This window comes from Legionella wadsworthii DSM 21896 = ATCC 33877 (assembly GCF_000701265.1).
Lineage (GTDB): Bacteria > Pseudomonadota > Gammaproteobacteria > Legionellales > Legionellaceae > Legionella > Legionella wadsworthii.
This window is the reverse complement of sequence record NZ_KL370759.1, coordinates 468,080-487,830: the sequence shown is the minus strand read 5'-3', so window position 1 is coordinate 487,830 and position 19,751 is coordinate 468,080. Positions and strand designations below refer to the sequence as shown.

Sequence of the window (19,751 nt, the reverse complement as noted above, 5' to 3'; positions counted from 1 at the left end):
ATTTAAGATAACCTTACTCGAGGATCGACAAGCATATAGGAGATGTCCGTTAAAACCAAACCTACAATGTAAAGAATTGAACCCAAGAACACCATTGCTCTTACAATAGCAAAATCTTGTTGTTGGATCGCATCAATGGTATAGCTGCCTAACCCTGGAACACCAAAAAATGACTCCAGAATTAAACTACCCATAAATAAAGTGGGAATTATCACCACGACTCCAGTTAATATAGGAAGCATGGCATTCTTCAATACATGTTTAAACATCACTTTTTGCTCAGATAAACCTTTAGCCCTGGCTGTTTTAACATAATCCCTATGCATTTCTTCTAAAAAAAGGGTCCGATACCATCGTCCTCCAGCACCTAATCCACTCAGAACCGCCACGCTAATGGGTAAAATAACGAATTTAAATGCATCCAAACCATCGTCATAACCAGATATGGGTACCAAGCGCAGGAGTTTGCCAATTAAATATTGGCCTCCAATGATATAAAACAAACTCGAGATAGACATTAAAATGATACAAATCACAACACCGGTTAGATCCAAATAAGTGCCACGAAAAAATGCCATCGCCATTGCTACAATAATATTGGTGATTACATCTAATATTAAAACCGGTAGTGCAATAGAAAGGCTGGGCCACATTCTATAATTAATGTCCTCGCTAATGTCTCGACCAGAATCAGAAGTACCAAAATCAAAGGTAAAGAGTTTCATCGATTTTTGAAAAAATAAAGTCTCTTGAAATTTTTGAACCCCAATTTTTTGTTCATTATAAAATAAAGGTAAGTTGTACCCATGTGCTGTCTTCCAATCTTCAATGACTTGTTGTTCTACATGTTTATGTCCTAAATGCATTCGGGCAATATCATCGGGGGTATTGACCATAAAAAATAAAACAAACGTAATCAGGTTAATTCCAAATAGAATGGGGATTGAATATATAATACGGCGTAGCAAATACTTAATCATGGGAAAGCGTCCTTTCTGCAGGTTTTTTCTCTTTCTTGTAGTATGCAATAACTAAAGGTAGAACCAGAATCAAAATCAATAGAATCAATACACCTAATGGCCAAAAAATAGGTTGGTTCCAGGAAGTTCGCCATTTGTTGCGTTCAGGTACATTAATTGATGCATACTTTAAAGTAGTAGGGGATATTGGGTTTGGTTTGACGCGTGAAATCCAATTTTGTGATATTACAAATTCCTCAGGATGAATTCCCCAAACCCAGGGCGCATCATTTCGAACAATATCCACCATTCTCGTTATGATATCTTGTCTTTGCGCATCATTTTCTCTGTTTTTCATTAAATTAAAAAGGCGATCAAATTCCTCATTTTGATAATTGGCAGTATTTTCTCCCCCGAATTTTACTTTTCCATTTCCCCCGTATAATTGAAAAAGAAAATTTTCAGGATCTGGATAGTCAGCAACCCAACCCCAACTAAATATTTGTGTATCCCCTGTCCTCATTTTCTCTTGAAAACGGTTATATAAAGTAGCTCGCACATTTAAATCGATCCCTATTTTGGCAAATTGCTTGCGCATCCAATCAAATAAAGACTTGTCTTCTGGCCCCCCTGACGTAGTGACGTCATAATTCAAGATTAAATGTTTCCCTGTTTTAGGATCAATCCCATGAGGATATCCTGCTTCGGCCATCAATTTTTGAGCATCTCCTATTGATCGACGAACTGATTCTTTGTCCTTCCATTCATATACATAAGGATTAATTCCCTCTTTCCCCTCTTTATAGCCGAAAATACCCGGGGGAATTGGTCCTTGAGCGGCAACACCTCGCCCATTATAAAAAATGGCTATATTTTCATCATAATTGACCGCAATCGAAATCGCTTGCCTTATCTTGCGAGCTCGTTCACCAAAGCCCCCTATAACATGATCGAGCATATTAAAACCCATGTAATAGATACTTGGTTGTAACGTTTGATTTAAATACATATGTTTTTTTTGCATCTCAGGCGTAAGCTGTGCTTTACCATGACGATTAATGTGAATGGCTTGATCGAAACTATCGGCGCCAATTGTTGCGTTATCATAATACCCCTGCAAAAATTTATTCCAACGGGGAATGGATTCTTTTTCCAAAGTGAAAACTGCCTTTTCAATGAGCGGCAAACGCTTCCCTGCATTATCTAAATAACCCATTTTTCTATCTTCTTCTGAACCAACACTTGGGTAATAAACGTCATGGAAGTTGGGGTTTTTTTGTAAGACCATACTGCGGTTAGGATTATTTTTCACTAACATAAAAGGACCTGTCCCTACTGGATACCATCCAAGGGTAATGTTCTTGTCAGCCATGCCCGGCTGTGAATAAAAAACATCAGCCTCCCAAGGGACAGGCGCAAAGAAATTCATGGACAACCAAAATAGAAACTGAGTATATTCACCCTTTAAAGTAATCTCAAAAGAATATTCGTCCAGCTTTTTAACTCCTTTTAAAGGATAACGGCGCAAATCCACATATCGGGTTCCCCCGGGAAGTGTTTGTCCGTATTCTTTAAATCCCTCTATATAGTCGTTCATTAGTCCATAAATTGGTGAACTTAATGTGGGATTAGCCAAACGTTTTATTTGATAAATATAATCATCAGCAATTAATTCTCGTGTGCCTGTGTATTGGAAATCCGATAATTGGTTGATGTCTTTATCTTCTAAAAAATCTGCTGATAAATGATGGTAAAGAAAGTTACCTTTTTTATCTTTAGCAAATGCAGGATGAGGCTGATAGTAAATTCCTTTTTTTATTTGGATTGTATAAACGCTATAAGCTGGAGATTTTTGACCCTTATCGAGAATTAAATTGCCTTGAGCATCAAGATATCTTATCTGAGGTATTTTTTCCGCAATCAAGGGGACTAATTGATAAGGCCTTAATAAATAATCAAATTCTAATAATGGTTCATAGATTTGTGAAATGAAAAGTGACTCATTCACGGAGTAAGACAGAGCGGGATCTAGAGTTTTTGGTTGTTCAGAAAAAGAGGAATAATAAATATTTTCTTTTGCTTGTTCATCAGGATATGGATTATTTAATATCCAAGATCCAGCATGAGCAAAGCAAATACTTTCAAAGAAAATAATTAAAACAATGTATTGTATACGGTTCAAAAAATATCCTTATCCAAAGTAACAAATTGAAGCGAAACTAGAATCATTTCGCTTCATAACCAGCCATATGACTCATCCCAGTATTTTAAGAAATTGCTCTTCATCCAAAATAGCCACACCCAAAGCATTGGCTTTTTCAAGTTTAGATCCTGCTTCGGTGCCAGCGATGAGATAATCTGTTTTTGCTGAGATACTCCCAGTTACTTTAGCGCCCACAGACAATAATTTTGCTTTGGCCTCTTCACGGCCCATCGTAGACAAAGTACCAGTTAAGACCACTGTTTTTCCAAATAAAGAATGTTCTTTGTTGATTGCTTTTCTTTCAACTTTTGGCCAATGAACTCCGAGCACCAGTAAACGATCTATGACTTGACGATTATGCTCTTGTGCAAAAAAGTGAACGACATTAAATGCGCCTACTGGACCCATATCTTGCAAGTTCATTAACTCTTCTTCAGTTGCATTGGCAATAAGATTGATGTCTCCAAAATGTTCAGCCAACATCCGAGCACTTGATTCTCCAATTTCACGAATACCCAGAGCATATAGAAAACGGGTTAATGTTGTATTTTTACTTAGCTCTAAAGCACGTAATAAATTTTGAGCAGACTTTTTTCCCATGCGCGGAAGGCTTACTAATGTATCGAGGTCAAGCGTATAGAGATCCGATAAATGACGAACAAGTCCCTCATCGACTAATTGTTCAATGAGTCCAGTGCCCAAACCCTCAATATGCATGGCTTTCCGGGATGCAAAATGCCACATCATTCTTTTTAATTGCGCTTTGCAAAATAACCCACCTATGCAACGTGCAACTGCTTCATCTTCCTCTCGCACCACATCAGAACCACAAACAGGGCACTCTTTCGGTAAATGAATTTCTTGGGTAAATGCAGGTCGTTGGTCCCTAACTACAGATACAACTTCAGGAATCACATCTCCTGCCCGACGGATTATTACTTTGTCGCCGATGCGGATGTCTTTTCGGCTAATTTCATCCATGTTATGCAAAGTCGCATTACTTACAGTAACCCCTGCCACATTAACTGGAGCCAAACGTGCAACTGGAGTCAAAGCACCTGTTCTTCCAACCTGAAAATCAACAGCCAAAAGTGTGGTCATTTCCTCAGTAGCTGGAAATTTATGCGCACACGCAAAACGTGGCGCACGTGAAATGTATCCAAGTTGCTGCTGCAAAGGAATACTATCCACTTTATAAACAACGCCATCGATTTCAAAAGGTAATTGATCTCGTTTCGCCAAAATCTCATGATAATAATTAAGGCAACCTTCTATACCTACTTCTTTTTTAGTATCCAAAGAAACCCTGAATCCTATTTCTTTAAGCAGCTGCAATTGTTCCCAATGTGTTTTTGGCAAATCGTACCCATCACAAGCACCTATTCCATAACAATAAATGGCCAGAGGTCTACTGGCTGTAACTGTGGGATTTAATTGTCTTAAGCTTCCTGCTGCTGCGTTACGGGGATTAGCAAAGATCTTTTCTCCAGACTCTTGAGCTCTTTTGTTGTATTCCTCAAATCCTGCTTTTGGCATGTACACCTCTCCGCGTACTTCGATAAAACGTGGCGGATTTAATATTCTCAAAGCCAAGGGAACTGCAGCAATTGTTTTAATATTTGCGGTAATGTTTTCACCAGTAGTCCCATCTCCGCGTGTTGCAGCAGATATCAAGATACCATTTTCGTAAGTGAGGTTTACTGCAAGTCCGTCTAATTTCGGCTCACAGGTAAAAACCAATTGTTGCGGTTCATCTAATTTTTCAGAGACCCTTCTGATAAATGCCTGCAATTCTTCCACAGTAAATACGTTTGAAAGTGACAACATGGGTTGTCGATGAGTGACCGGCATAAATGCATCGGCTGGAGTACCCCCTACCCGTTGGGTTGGAGAATCAACAGTTAACAACTCTGGGTATTTTTTTTCCAAATCCACTAATTCACGAAAAATTCTGTCATATTCGGCATCAGGAACCATTGGCGCATCGAGAACATAATAGTGGTAATCATATTGTCTTATTTTTTCTCTGAGCCCATTAACTTGTCCATTTATTTCATCAATATTCATTCAATACCATCCATCTTTAAAGCTAAAATCATCGACATGGGAATGATTTTAAAACATTAGTTTATCATTAAAAAATATGCTATAGGTATATATCGTTTCAACAGGAACTGAGGCGGATAAAATGGATTTTAAACGTATCTTCATCGCACTATTTTTTCTCATATCCCCATTCACATATGCTCAACCTTCTGCTGCTACTCAGGAAAATCTGGGTATCGCATTTGTCCATGGAACCAATGATCACCGTATAGATGCTTATGGAGTTTATTGGAAAGCCGATTTTATAAACGAAATGGCTCAGGCACTCCCTAATCCTCAAAATTACTATGTAGTACATTGTGATTACAGTAAATACATGTGGGATGAAGAGGCTGCGGGATGTACCGCAAATCAATTGCTCGAGTTCATCGATCATCAAAAAATTGACTCTTTAATTCTGTATACTCATTCCAATGGCGCTAATGTCATGCGGTGGATTCTTTCAAATCCCACTTATGACAAACGCTATATGCGGTTAAAAAATAAAGTCAAACAAATTATTGCTTTAGCACCTTCAAGTGAAGGAACCCCTCTGGCAGATATGCTCATGAACGGAGGTATTTTTGAAGCAAGCTTAAGCTGGTTACTGGGATACTCGGGAGATGCCATCAAACAGCAACGTGTAGGTGATATGAAGATATACAATCAAGAACTGTTATTTGGTACTAAGAACAGGCCTGGTTTACCTGTCCCTTTTAAAGCAGTCATAGGGACTAATGTCATCGCCTCTCCTCTTTCTTCAGCAAGTTATTGTAACGGTTATTTACTCAATAGCGGACTACGGATTGCAAAAATTTATTTGGATTATTGTGCTGATGGCTTCTTAAATTGTACTTCGCAAGCCGCTGCAGGTACGGTATGGTTTTATGACAAAAACAAAACCGCAGACAAGACAACCCTAAGCCATAATCAGAGCCGCCACTCATGTTTTGGGCTGGAGAAAATATTAATTTCTGTCATGAATCAGAAGGAGCTGTAACATGAGGATGAAACATTCCATTTTATTATCATTGTTTTGTTGTGTACAAGCGAGTGCATTTACCTTACCTCAAAATCAGATCAAATCTTATGAATGTGCAATTTGTGATGGCTTATCGCGGGATCTTTTACAGGATAATTGGAGTATTACAAAAAATCCTTTAAAGGATATGAAGGGCAACCTTCAAAAGAGTTACAGTTATTATCAGCAAGTTACAGCTGCCCAAATGCAACAAGGGATTACTTTACCCCTTCATGCGCCTGAAGCGGTAATTCGCATTATTCCTTTGCAAAGAAATAAATCCATTCCCTCACTGGAACTTAAAAATGCAGATGGAAAATCCATGAGTTTAAAAGAAGCCTCCTCATTATATAGTCAAGATGAGGCGATTGATGAATCACTAACAATTGGTGAACATCAAATCATGATGCAAATCAAGCCCGAATTAGGTGCTGGCCCTTTCATCATGCAAAGTAAATCAATGGATTCATCAAATGGATCAGAAAAATATCTTATTCATGTTTTTGAAAAATTCTCCTTAATCTATTTACAGATTGAGCCGTCGACATGGCAATATCATTATGGGGAGTCTTTTGATGCGCTCATTACTTTGAAAGATAATATAAATTCCTATCCTATAGATGACATCAATGCATTATTAGTAGGCCCAGGGAACCAAACCATTCCCTTAAAAATCAAAGAAATCAAACGCAATCAATTCCAAGCCACCGCCCTTTTAGACTCTGACATTAATACTCACGGTGAAAATTGGTACATCGATGTGGATGTATTGTGTGCTTTTAATGAAAACGGTCCTGTACATCGCAGTGGACGGGCTGCATTCTCTTATTCGATACCCTCGGCCAGTTTGGTAAGCATTAAAAAAATTGGCTCTAATCCGATTCAATTAGCAGCAACTGTCGAGGTAGCTACCGCAAGTCGCTATGCTTTACAAAGTATTTTATATAAAAAAAATACGCAAGGAACCAACATTCCTCTTGAAACAACCCAAAGTACTCAATGGTTAGAGCCAGGAAGGCAAATAATTAAATTTACTTTTGACAATTCGACTCATTTGTCAGAGGATCAGCTTTCTGTTGGTTATTTGCGTCTTACTGATTATGGGCAATTGAAAACGGTATATCAATACGATCAACCGATTGCCCTCAGTCAACTTTTGGAATAATGAATGCAATTTTTATCATCAATCACTTTATTTGAGGGCATTGCGTTTGTCATGGTCCTTCAATTGTTCCTCTTAATCTGGATCTTGATTAAACTAGGTCAACAAAAAAAATGGACCAGTCTATTTCAAGAAAAGATTATGGAATCCTTTTCTAACCCATTACATCAAGTTCATCTGGATTTAAGTGAGAAAATTGCTCAAGGACAATTGAGAACACAACAACTCATCCATGATACGGTACAAAAGCAAATGACCGATGTTCGAGAGCAAATGAGCCATAGTTTTAAGCAACATGCGAGCTCACTTACCTCTCATTTACAGTTGTTAACTGAAGAAATTCGCAATCATCTGCAAAATTTAACGCAGCAGGTCAATCACAAACTGACAGAAGGTTTTGAAAAAACCTCGACAACCTTTATCGATGTGGTTAAACGCTTGACGATTATTGATGAAGCACAAAAGAAAATTACCGAATTATCCAGTCATGTTGTCAGTTTGCAAGATGTATTGCTTGATAAAAAAGCACGCGGCGCTTTCGGTGAAGTCCAATTGGCAACGCTCATAAGTAATATGATTCCTCCAAATCATTTTGCAATGCAATACACCCTAAGCAATCAAAAACGTGCAGATTGCATTTTGTTTTTACCTGAACCCACTGGAAATGTGGTCATAGATGCCAAATTTCCTCTGGAAACATACCAGCGGCTGATAAACGTCGATGCAGGATCGGTTGAAAAAAAATCAATGCAACAACAATTCCGCCAGGACATTCAAAAACACATTAAAGACATCGCAGAAAAATATATCATTCCTAATGAAACTACAGATGGTGCTATGATGTTCATACCAGCAGAATCCATCTTTGCAGAAATTCATGCCAATTATCCGGATCTTATTTCACTGTCCCAAAGATTGAAAGTATGGCTTGTTTCTCCAAGTACTTTAATGGCAGTACTCACAACCGCTAAAGCGGTGCTTAAAGACGATGCCACCCGCAAACAAGTTCATATCATTCAAAAGCATTTACAAGCTTTGGCAGATGATTTTCAACGATTTGAAAAAAGAATGGATAAGCTTTCAAAACATATTAATTTGGCGCATCAAGATGTCAATGAAGTGAATACTTCTGCTAAAAAAATTACCTCGCGTTTCCAAAAAATTGAGTCAGTAGATATTGAATTAGAGGAACTGGAACTCATTGAAACAGAGACATCTTGAAAGGAAAATTAGAACGTTTCTATACGAAATTAAAGTCGACACCATGAGCGTGCAAGAACTATTTATTCAATCTGAAGGTTATTACCCTGAGTTGATTTACCTTTGAGAATGTCCATGAATCATCCATTTAAGAAAAAGTATTATCTGGGACAAACGTTTTCAAATTTGATTATAGAACAACAGGTAATCGAACAAGTTGGTTTTGAAAGCTGCCAGTTCAAACAATGTAAATTTACTGATCTTATTTTTCGTCATACAAAATTTATAGAGTGTGATTTTGAATTGTGTGATCTTGCCCTGGCAAAATTTCCCAGCTCCAAATTCTCAGAAGTCTCCTTTAAAGATTCAAAACTCATAGGAATAAACTGGACGGAAATGAGTTGGCCTTTAGTGAAGCTTACAAGCCCTCTTTATTTTTACGGCAGCAATTTGAGTCATTCCAGTTTTTTTGGGTTAGACCTACCTCATTTGATTATTGAAGAATGTAAAGCTCATGATGTTGATTTTAGAGAGGCCAATCTAAGTCACGCAAGTTTTGTAGGTACTGATTTGTTAAATAGCTTATTTCTGCACACAAATTTAAATGCAGCCGATTTTACAAATGCTGTGAATTACACAATAAACCCAAATGAAAATCGAATTACAAATGCACATTTTTCCTTTCCAGATGTGATTGCCTTACTAAACCATTTCAGAATTAAAATGAAAAATTGGCCTGAAAGCGATTAAGATGCCCCGTTTTTTAGAAAGGCTGCTTCTTATTCAATTCCCTTATTGCCCCTCTATTTTTATTATACCACCTTGATCGGCTTAACAATGACACAAGGACAAGGGTGAGGATCAACTTCTGATATATTTTTTGATACATTTTTTTCACTATTATATGTTAATTGCATATAATGTGGTTTTCCATCATTAAAGAATCCAATTTTTGTAATTTGGGTTTGCGAGCGTATCGTGATCGCACTCCATTAATAATAAGTAAATTTAAACGTTTTGCTTTTTTATATAACACATAATCGAGTTATCAAATCTTAATAAAGATGGTATAATTTGTCCGCTATTTTCGCATTGGAGTTTTCTTCTGATATTCTCCAAATACTTATCTACAGTTCGTCTCGAAATTTCTAATATGCTTGCTATGCGGGGTAAACTGAAACCATAATAATAAAGATAAATTATTTCCTTTTCTTTAAGAGATAGTTCCTTACATGCTAAAAAGCTAAATGGCAACTGAGTAAAATCAAATGTTTTATCAAAAAAGTCAGATAATTTTTGTTTATTCGCATACCCTAAGATTTTATTGTGAAAATTTAGTGATGTATCTTTTTTATTTTCAAAAAGTTCTTTCACATTTATCATAAAGTCCTTTGGCAAAATTAATACATTTTCTTTAGTTAAGAGCTTTCGGCATTTCTGAGCTATGTCTTCACAAATTTTACCTAAAATTTCTATATTATTTAATATAAAATTATTTGCCTCACTGGGATTTGAAATAGAAGCAAGAGTAACAATTTCTGTAGAAAATTTATTTGGAATATTATTCCTTTTTATAAAATCATAATAGTAGGTGTAGCCTCGAGCAATTACAACATCCTTCAGTTTCTCGGCTAATAAATTATCGTCGACAATGTTTGTGCTATAATAATTATGATCTAATATCTTAATATCGCTTAGTATTTGTTCAGCATATAGTTCATTATGAAAAAGATCATTTAATAAATGTTGTTCGGAGTTTAATTGGAGATAATTTCCAGTTAAATCATAATACATATAACCCCAATTACAAATTGGGGACTCATCGAAAATAGAATGGTAGGTATTATCTAACCAAACTGTATACATTTTCATTCTGGAAAATTGGAGCATGGCTATATCTCCTACTCTTTATCAAATTATAGTCCAAGAAAATTAATTGATATTTCAAAAATACGCCATTGCTGGCGCATGTAGAATGATCAGCTCACTCCGGCCAGACCTCTTAAGCCATACCTTTTAGGATCTATCTCATATATGGCTCGCACTCGATGACATGGTGGACGCATCAAAGGCTTTTCCGTGACAACTTGCTCCTATTTCTTGAAATAATTACCACTATTATCCCGCCAATGCATTAATTTCGCGCAAGATAATTTTGATACTGCGTAATTTACGATGTCTTGTTAAGACTGACTTAATTTTTATAATTGCATAATAAGTGTGCATTATGTGTAATTTAAGAATCAAGTAGGTGATATTATGAAAGCAAAACAAGAGAATTATTCTTTTACTCTAAACTACCACAAACACGATGAGGTTGGTGGCGTAGGCCATATTTCTTTAGCAGGAAAATGTGGCGACGAGAAGGCAAAGATTAGCGTGCATCCAAGTAGCGATATATCAGTATGGACCCCTCTACAAGTTGTATCAGCATGTGTTTTCCCTTCCAAAGCGGTCAATGTTAATGAACATCGTGAAGGAGACTCCCCTATTCATGCATCTTATGATATTACAAATCAAATGAGCAATCCAAAAGCCGCTTTTGATGAGATAGTAAAACTAAATAAATCTATAGAAACAGGAACTACAGGATATAGTTTATTACCAGGTTACCTCACCAAGTCAATTCATGTACTTCTATCGTCGCAATCGAGTACTTCAAATTTATTTCTTGGGTATAAAATGATGGATAGAGAAAAAGTTAATAGCGAAATGAGTAAGTATGGGGTAACTAACTGCTCTGAATCAGTATATAGCATACTTAGGAAGGGTGGTATGGAAGGTAAACCATCAACAACATGTTCTTTTATAAGACCAACAGCATTTAACGAATTTGCCCAAAATTTATGCATTTCTAATGAATCAGTTATGCCACAAAATTCAATAAAATCTTCCTCAGACACAATTGATAGTGAAGTTCATGAGCCAGTCTCAGTGAGTTCAGTGGCATTTTTTTCAACTGCAAGACATACTCATCGGCCGCATGCGCCACAACAATCAAGGTCATCTTTGCCAGCTATAAGAAATGTTCATGAGTTTAATCCATTGTCCTTTTTCGCAACTAAAATAAATAGTGATAAAACCGATGAATTAAACTCAATGGAATTGGGGTCAATGCAATTAAGAACGAAAGGTAGTATTGATGAATAAAATACATCTTCCATAAGGTATCATTGTTTAATTGCTTTGTTTTCGATACAAGTAGCAAACCTACGGAGAAAAACAAAGCATCCTCTTTGATATTCTAAATTTTAAAATATTATATTACCTTAGCTAATAAATCGATAATTAAAGGATAGTTATGTTTAGTAAATTTTTTCCATTTCAGAATAAAATAACTACTTCCATGCCATCAAAAAATGAACCTGAAATATGTGAAGCGCGAGTGCATGTATGGAGTGGTGGGTTTTTCAATGGTCTTGGTCATGTTGCAATTTCGTTTCAATCGAATGAAAAAAATCCAAATGCTCCAGTTGATTATTGGAGTATATGGCCAAAGTCAATTCCTGCAGGCGGTCTCACGTCCATTTTTCCATTAGATGCGATACGTTCTCCTCAATTAGAAAATGACTATTATCAAGAAGCACGTCGCCCACCAGCTGATTTTGCCGATCTGATGGAACCAATAGAATTTGTCCCGATACCCCCTGATAGGGAGTTTGTTATTCAGCTTGATGAAAAAAAAATAAGAGAAGAACTAACCCGATTAGACTTGGGAATAAAAGAAGGAACAGTGGCTTATCAATTGATTCCTGCTGTAAAGACTGGTCCATTTCTCCAATGGTTAATGCCAAAAAAATACAACGAAACATATAATTGTGTTACGCTGACACAGCATTTATTGAAAAAAGGTGGAATAGAGGGTATACAAGTTAATAGCTGGATGACACCATCTAAGTTTGCAGATAATTTACAAGAACAAATTTCTATAACACAAGAGAGTTCTGTTGCATCGAAATATGAATAACTCTAGTTCCAGAATGGTATTTTTTATAGAAAAGAGCCAAGCGCTATGGATAGTGCATTCAAAACTGCTTTAGCAAAGCTGAGTATACGAGGAACTGTTTTTTGATGAAGTTAATATCCTGAATAATTTATTGATTTTGTGGCCTTGTTCTTGGCTAACTAAATTTGAAACCGGGCATTACCTTATTATGTAAGATTAATAGTCCGTGAGTTATAGTGGTAAAACTAGCTCAGGTATCATTTTAACAAGAAGCGCTCGCAAAGATGACAGAGAAAAGATTCTCGAAATCCTACATAATCGTTTAATTTTAATTTGCCTGTTCTATCAATTTAGGAACATTAAATTATTAAAAAAAAGATAATCCCCTTATTTTTGAGAGGGAACATGACATTCCCGCGTAGGCGGGAATCCATCCTGTCACTCCGTGACTTGATTTATCTGGTGAATGCCGGCTGTCTGTAAAGATAGGCTTATAATCCATAAAATGAATCATTAAGACAAATTAATTATCTGCAATTTTAAGATCTAACAATATAAGGTATAATTCCTACCCTTTTGAATCAGATTGCCTGAGGATATGTCCATAAATACATTACTCTATCAACCGACAAAGGCCAAACAAATATGGGGACAACTCCATGGAAGCAGTCTCGCTCTTGCATTGGCTGAATACTGTCAACAAACTTCTGGAATCAAGCTATTAATTGCCCAGGACAATCTCAGCGCCAATCAATTACAAGAAGAATTGAATTTTTTCCTCAATCCGAACTCCCCCCAGGAATTATTGTTTTTTCCGGACTGGGAAACTTTGCCTTATGATCAATTCTCCCCCCATCAGGACATTATTTCTGAACGGTTATATACCTTAAGTCGCATCCAACAAGTCACCGATGCAATTGTCATCACGTCCGCAAGCACGATAATGCACCGGCTTTGCCCTCCTGAATTTCTGAATCAATATGCTTTAATGCTTAAAGAAGGCCAAAAACTCGACTTAGCCTCTTTTCGCAATCAGTTACAGCAATCCGGTTATCATTGCGTCAATAAAGTACTTGAGCACGGTGAATTTGCTTTACGCGGTTCAATAATCGATGTTTATCCTATGGGCTCCGGTTTGCCTTTCCGGATTGAGCTTTTTGACGATGAAATTGAAAGTTTAAGAGAATTTGATACTGAAACACAGCGTACTATTGAAAAAATTAAACAAATCAATGTCTTGCCTGCTCGCGAATTTCCTTTGAATGAACAAAGCCAATTACACTTTCGCCGTTCATTTAGAGAACTGTTTCCTGGGAATCCAAGTCAATGCCCTATATATGAAGCAATCAGTGAAGGGCAATTTCCATCTGGAATAGAATATTATTTGCCTTTGTTTTTTGAAAAAACAGTCACTTTTTTTGATTATTTACCAGAAACGGCCAAGATCTGCCTGATTGAAAATATTCAAAATAATGCAGAACAATTCTGGCAAGAATTAAATGAGCGTTATGAGCAAAGACGTTATGACATCAGCAGACCTATTTTATCCCCTTCTGCTTGTTTTTTAAGTCCTATTGAATTATTAACTTTGGCAAATACTTATGAACAACTGCGCTTGTTTCAAAATCCATCTGAGAAAAAAGGGGCGGTAGTCAATTTTGACATTGTGCCAGGACCCCAATTACCTATTGATCGAAAAACCCAGGAACCATTAAGCCATCTTCGTTCTTACTGCCAAGACTCTTCACGTCGGTATTTAATTGTTGTTGAAAGCGCAGGACGTCGCGAAGTATTACTCGACCTGCTTAAGCCAAGCGGGATTTTTCCCAAAATACAGTCTTCCTGGTATGAGTTTACTCAAGACACGGCTCCAATAAACATCAGTACCGGCAACCTAATCTATGGATGTGAGTTAAATCAAAGTCACATCGTCATTATTGTTGAGTCTCAACTGTTTGGTGATCAAAGTACACCACAAAGACGAAGTACACAAAAAGCAGTAGATCCTGATCTTATCATTCGAGATATGGCTGAACTTCGCGTCGGTGCTCCTGTGGTTCATTTACAGTTTGGCGTTGGACGTTATCAAGGATTACAACATATTGAATCCAATGGGATCGCGAGTGAGTTTCTTGTTTTGACTTATGCAGGCGAGGATAAAATTTACGTGCCTGTAACCTCGCTTCATCTTATCAGTCGATATACGGGCATGGATAGCGAACACGCTCCTTTACATAAACTTGGAACAGATCAATGGCAGAAAGAAAAGAAAAAAGCTGTGGAAAAAATTCATGATGTAGCCATTGAGTTACTGGATCTGTATGCAAAAAGAGAAGCACAACCAGGCCACAAATATACAGTAGATCATAATGAATATATTAAATTTGCCAGTGCTTTCCCATTTACAGAAACTCCTGATCAATTACAAGCAGTAGAACAAATTATAAATGATATGGAATGCCCAAGACCTATGGATCGTTTAATTTGTGGCGATGTAGGATTTGGTAAAACGGAAGTGGCCATGCGTGCTGCCTTTGTGGCAGTCCAAAATAATAAACAAGTCTGTATCCTGGTTCCGACCACGCTTCTAGCAGGTCAACATTTCGAATCATTTCGCGATCGATTCGCAGACTTTCCTATCAATATCGAACTACTTTCTCGTTTTCGTTCGAGTAAAGACACAGAGCGAGTACTTGATGCATTAAAAGCAGGGACAGTAGATATTATCATCGGAACCCATAAACTATTTCAAAGAAATATTGCATTTAAAAATTTAGGTCTTCTCATTATTGATGAAGAACACCGTTTTGGCGTCAAACAGAAAGAACACATTAAGTCCCTGCGTACCCATGTTGATATTTTATCAATGACTGCAACTCCAATTCCTAGAACTTTAAATATGGCTATGGCCGGAATTAGAGATATTTCTCTAATAACCACGCCTCCTGCAAAACGCTTGGCGATTAAAACATTTTGGCAAGAGAAAAAAGACGCCACGATACGCGAAGCTATTTTGAGGGAAATTCTTAGAGGTGGCCAAGTTTTTTTCTTGCATAATAATGTTGAGACAATCGATCACGTCTGCCAAGAGTTACAAACCCTGGTGCCCGAAGCCAAAATAAATCATGCTCATGGACAAATGCGTGAGCGTCAATTAGAACGGGTCATGTCTGATTTTTATCATCATCGTTTCAATGTACTGGTTTGTACTACAATCATTGAAACCGGGATTGATATTCCAACGGCCAATACCATAATCATTGATCGTGCGGATAAATTTGGTTTAGCACAACTTCATCAATTACGTGGACGGGTAGGTCGTTCTCATCATCAAGCTTATGCTTATTTGCTTACGCCCCATAAAAAATTATTAACTGCCGATGCAGTCAAACGTCTTGAAGCTATCGTTTCTTTAGAGGATTTGGGTGCAGGATTTACCCTGGCGACTCATGACTTGGAAATCAGGGGAGCAGGCGAGCTTTTAGGGGAAGAACAAAGCGGCAACATGCAAGCAATTGGTTTCAATTTATTCATGGAAATGCTTGATAAAGCCGTCCAGGATTTAAAATCTGGAAAAACCCCCGAATTATCCGCCCCGATGCATCAAGGGCCTGAAATTGATTTACGAATCAGTGCGATCATTCCAAATGACTACATCCCTGATATTCATAATCGTTTGATAATGTACAAACGAATTGCAAACGCAAAAAGTAAGGAGCAACTCCATGATTTGCAAGTGGAACTTATTGATCGATTTGGGTTGCTGCCGCCTCAAGTGAAACATTTATTGTTAATTACTGAATTAAAATTAACTGCTGGAAAAATGGGCATTCAAAAAATTAGTGCTGGATCCCAACAAGGTAAACTGGAGTTTTCTGAAAATCCCACCATTGATCCGGGCGTTTTGATTCATTTAATTCAGGTGCATGCGAAAAGATATCAAATGGATGGTCCTCAACGTTTGCGTTTTAGTTTAGATAGTACCGCAGCGGAAGAAAGGATTTATGAAATCAGCTCCTTACTTCGTAAACTCAATGGTGAGAATTGATAGGATAATAATTTAAAAATTTTTTTTCCGAGTACCAACCATGATGAATTATAAAACTATTTTTGCCGTAAACTGGTTGTCTTTGAACAAAATAAATTTCAATTGACAGCCTAAATTTATTCATGAACAATTCATTTGCTTTTAAAAAATCACATTTTTTATAAATCACTAGAAGGAACTACTATGTTTAAAAGTATGGTATTAAGCTCGGTATTGCTGCTTTCTGGCTTTGTGCTGTTATCGGAAACAGCAACAGCAGATCCAATTTTTAATGAAATTACTGTTGTTTGCCCTACCACTCAAGGTAGCCCAAACTCCATAGCGAATTTTGGAGACTATATCGGAGGTTATGGAGTGGAATTCATTTTGTCTCAAACACTCCAAGTGTATTTTCGTTCAACCGGTTCAGTAAAAGATATCCCTTCTAATTTAATGAATTATTTCAATGATTCGATTAATTACAACAGTGCATCAGGAAACGTAATTTGCAGTTATCAAAGCAATAATCCAATCGATTCAAGATTTACCGTCACTTATACTCTGACGAATGGTTTAGGAGGCTCAGTACTATCCCAATCCAATAATTCAATTAATATCATACTGCCTACCGGTTTAAAAGATTAAGTCAAATAACGATTTTTTCAGCATGTAAAAGTGAATGGGTAGACTGAACAAAGCAAACGGCTCAATCAGTCTACCCATATAAGAATCAACTGGTTCCACCTACTGTCAAAGCATCTATTTTTAAAGTTGGTTGACCCACACCGACTGGAACTGATTGTCCATCTTTTCCACAAACCCCAATTCCACCATCTAATTTTAAGTCATTACCGATCATGCTGATTTTTTTCATGACATCAGGACCATTGCCAATTAGAGTCGCTCCTTTCACTGGTGCAGTAATTTTCCCATTTTCAATAAGGTATGCTTCACTGGCGGAGAATACAAATTGACCTGATGTGATATCGACCTGTCCCCCACCAAAATTAACTGCATATAATCCACGTTGTACCGAACGAATGATTTCTTCGGGATTATGCTTTCCAGCCAACATGTAGGTATTCGTCATTCTTGGCATGGGAACATGTGCATAAGATTCGCGACGACAATTCCCTGTGGATTGCATCCCCATTAATTTTGCGTTCAGTTTATCTTGCATGTAGTTCACTAAAACGCCATTATCGATCAATGTAGTACATTGAGACGGTGTTCCCTCATCATCAATAGTCAGGGACCCACGCCTGTCTTTCAAAGTGCCATCGTCCACCACGGTCACGCCTTCTGCAGCAACTTGTTGGCCAATTCGTCCAGAAAAAGCGGATAACCCTTTTCGATTAAAATCACCTTCTAAACCATGTCCGACTGCTTCATGCAACAAGACACCGGGCCAGCCTGGGCCCAAAACGACAGGCATGGTGCCTGCGGGTGCAGGTTGTGCTTCGAGATTTATCAAAGCTTCACGTACTGCTTCCCGTGCATAACCTAGGGCGATTTCTTTTTCGGTAAAGTAGGAGTAATGTAACCGACCGCCACCACCGGATCGCGCAGATTCTCTTCTTCCATTTTTATCTTCTACTATGACACTGACATTGATGCTGACTAAAGGTCTTACATCTGCGATCATTTGCCCATTCATCCCGGAGACCATCACAACCTCATAACAACCACTTAATGACGCATTAACCTGAATCACCCGGGGATCGATGCTTCGTGCTTCTTTGTCGAGGGCTTCTAATAAAGCAATCTTTTCTTGCTTACTCATACCTTCTATAGGATTTAAACTTTGGTAACGACTCACTGCCGCATCTTTAACCTGAATCGATTGAATGGGTTTCGATCCCGTCATCGCAATGGAGCGGGCAGCATCCGCAGCCTTTAACATGGAGGGAAACAAAATGTCATCGCAATAGGCAAAACCCGTTTTATCCCCGCTTACAGCTCTAATTCCTACTCCTCTATCCAGTGAATAGCTTCCACTCTTCACTACAGAATCTTCCAGATACCAGGATTCATAACTGCAACTTTGAAAATAAAGATCCGCATCATCTATATGACGGTTCATCATCGTTTTAAATAATTTTTCTATACCTGATTCATCCAATGCTGCAGGAGCTAATAAGATCTTTTTTGCTGTAGTTAGCGCTTCTGTCATTTAAGTACCTTTTAAAAATAGTATCGTTTGTTTTCCATCAAGACTGATGTATCTCTTTTAAGTTTAATACATGATGTTCTAAACAGGGGAAAGTGCGCCTTAATTCTTTTTGGCTTTGCAAATCAATATCGGCAATGACTATTCCATTGCCTGCTTCTTTCTGGGTAAGTACCTTCCCCCAAGGATCAACAATCATACTGTGTCCGTAGGTACTACGTCCATTTTCATGCCTCCCGCCTTGATTTGCTGCCAACACATAACATAAATTTTCAATTGCTCTTGCTCTTAATAACACTTCCCAATGAGCCAATCCAGTCACTGCCGTGAAGGCGGAAGGAACTGTAAATACCTGAGCACCACAGCGCATTAATTCCTGATACAGCTCCGCGAAACGTAAATCATAACAAACAGTCAGCCCTATCTTACCAATGGGCGTATCAACAAGAGCCAAATCATGCCCACCTTCTACGGAAAGTGATTCTTGGTAGGCTTCTTTGGAAGAAACATTTACATCAAACAGATGAATCTTATCATAACGCGCCGCGCACTTCCCTTTTTCATCATAAACGACACAACTCGCACGTACTTTTGAACCAGTGCTTTTAAGTGGAATAGTTCCTGGAATAATCCATATTCCTAACCTTTTTGCTAATTCACTGATTTTTTGTTGGATAGGACCATCCCCATAAGTTTCTGCAATACTTAATTTATCTGCTTCATTAAGGCCCATGAAAGCAAAATTTTCAGGTAAAAGAACGAGATCTGCTTGCTCTTCACGAGCCTGTATTATTAATTTTTCTGCCTGCTGCAAATTATTAGCAACTTCTGCTGAGGAAACCATTTGTATTAATGCTGCTCGTGCCATAATAAATTCCTGTAATTTATGACCCACAAAATTTTGGAAATTGCTTTCGTATTCTCGGGATAAGCCACAAAGGCCAGAATACCCGATAAGTTGGCTGTTCCTTCAATGCA

General features: G+C 37.6%; 14 protein-coding genes. 8 read left to right on the top strand and 6 right to left on the bottom strand.

All coding sequences use genetic code 11. The annotated features are described in order from the left end of the window. Positions 1–2: 2 nt before the first annotated feature. The 3 genes from BU07_RS0108335 to ligA form a co-directional block, all read right to left on the bottom strand. The gene (locus BU07_RS0108335) at positions 3–980 is read right to left on the bottom strand and encodes an ABC transporter permease (RefSeq protein ID WP_031565112.1); all 978 of its coding nucleotides are present in this window, start codon (positions 978–980) and stop codon (positions 3–5) included. Then, a complete protein-coding gene (locus BU07_RS0108330; protein WP_423202572.1) occupies positions 973–3,132 on the bottom strand; it encodes an ABC transporter substrate-binding protein in 2,160 nt (719 codons plus the stop codon). The genes BU07_RS0108335 and BU07_RS0108330 overlap by 8 nt, the downstream gene beginning before the upstream one ends. Before the next feature lie 81 nt (positions 3,133–3,213). Beyond that, on the bottom strand, positions 3,214–5,229 hold the full coding sequence (ligA, locus tag BU07_RS0108325) for an NAD-dependent DNA ligase LigA (protein ID WP_031565108.1): 2,016 nt from the start codon (positions 5,227–5,229) through the stop codon (positions 3,214–3,216). Between the two features lie 121 nt (positions 5,230–5,350). Between ligA and BU07_RS0108320 the strand changes: the two genes are divergently transcribed. The 4 genes from BU07_RS0108320 (at position 5,351) to BU07_RS0108305 (ending at position 9,380) form a co-directional block, all read left to right on the top strand. Beyond that, positions 5,351–6,247, top strand: coding sequence for a hypothetical protein (locus tag BU07_RS0108320; RefSeq protein WP_031565106.1), 897 nt, complete (start codon positions 5,351–5,353; stop codon positions 6,245–6,247). A gap of 1 nt (position 6,248) precedes the next feature. Further along, the gene (locus BU07_RS0108315) at positions 6,249–7,433 is read left to right on the top strand and encodes a DUF4785 domain-containing protein (RefSeq protein WP_031565104.1); all 1,185 of its coding nucleotides are present in this window, start codon (positions 6,249–6,251) and stop codon (positions 7,431–7,433) included. A 3-nt stretch (positions 7,434–7,436) separates the two neighbouring features. Continuing rightward, complete coding sequence (locus BU07_RS0108310) at positions 7,437–8,651, top strand: DNA recombination protein RmuC (protein WP_031565102.1); 1,215 nt, start codon at positions 7,437–7,439, stop codon at positions 8,649–8,651. A 114-nt stretch (positions 8,652–8,765) separates the two neighbouring features. Then, positions 8,766–9,380, top strand: a complete 615-nt coding sequence (locus BU07_RS0108305; RefSeq protein WP_031565100.1) for a pentapeptide repeat-containing protein — start codon at positions 8,766–8,768, stop codon at positions 9,378–9,380. Positions 9,381–9,638: 258 nt separating this feature from the next. Here BU07_RS0108305 and BU07_RS0108300 read toward each other — a convergent pair whose 3' ends face one another. Further along, entirely contained in the window at positions 9,639–10,520 is an 882-nt protein-coding gene (locus tag BU07_RS0108300) for a helix-turn-helix transcriptional regulator (RefSeq protein WP_031565098.1), read from the bottom strand. Positions 10,521–10,889: 369 nt separating this feature from the next. Between BU07_RS0108300 and BU07_RS0108295 the strand changes: the two genes are divergently transcribed. The 4 genes from BU07_RS0108295 (at position 10,890) to BU07_RS0108275 (ending at position 17,248) form a co-directional block, all read left to right on the top strand. After that, complete coding sequence (locus BU07_RS0108295) at positions 10,890–11,780, top strand: hypothetical protein (RefSeq protein ID WP_031565097.1); 891 nt, start codon at positions 10,890–10,892, stop codon at positions 11,778–11,780. A gap of 151 nt (positions 11,781–11,931) precedes the next feature. Then, a complete protein-coding gene (locus tag BU07_RS0108290) occupies positions 11,932–12,597 on the top strand; it encodes a hypothetical protein (RefSeq protein ID WP_031565095.1) in 666 nt (221 codons plus the stop codon). A 577-nt stretch (positions 12,598–13,174) separates the two neighbouring features. After that, positions 13,175–16,624 carry a transcription-repair coupling factor gene (gene mfd, locus BU07_RS0108285; protein WP_031565093.1) on the top strand — a complete coding sequence of 1,150 codons (3,450 nt, stop codon included), beginning with the start codon at positions 13,175–13,177 and terminating at the stop codon, positions 16,622–16,624. 183 nt (positions 16,625–16,807) lie between these two features. Further along, positions 16,808–17,248, top strand: a complete 441-nt coding sequence (locus BU07_RS0108275) for a hypothetical protein (RefSeq protein WP_031565091.1) — start codon at positions 16,808–16,810, stop codon at positions 17,246–17,248. Between the two features lie 85 nt (positions 17,249–17,333). Here the strand turns inward: BU07_RS0108275 and tldD are convergent, their stop codons facing one another. Both tldD and BU07_RS0108265 read right to left on the bottom strand, forming a co-directional pair. After that, on the bottom strand, positions 17,334–18,776 hold the full coding sequence (gene tldD, locus BU07_RS0108270) for a metalloprotease TldD (RefSeq protein WP_031565090.1): 1,443 nt from the start codon (positions 18,774–18,776) through the stop codon (positions 17,334–17,336). A 37-nt stretch (positions 18,777–18,813) separates the two neighbouring features. Beyond that, complete coding sequence (locus BU07_RS0108265) at positions 18,814–19,641, bottom strand: carbon-nitrogen hydrolase family protein (RefSeq protein WP_031565088.1); 828 nt, start codon at positions 19,639–19,641, stop codon at positions 18,814–18,816. Between the last annotated feature and the right edge of the window lie 110 nt (positions 19,642–19,751).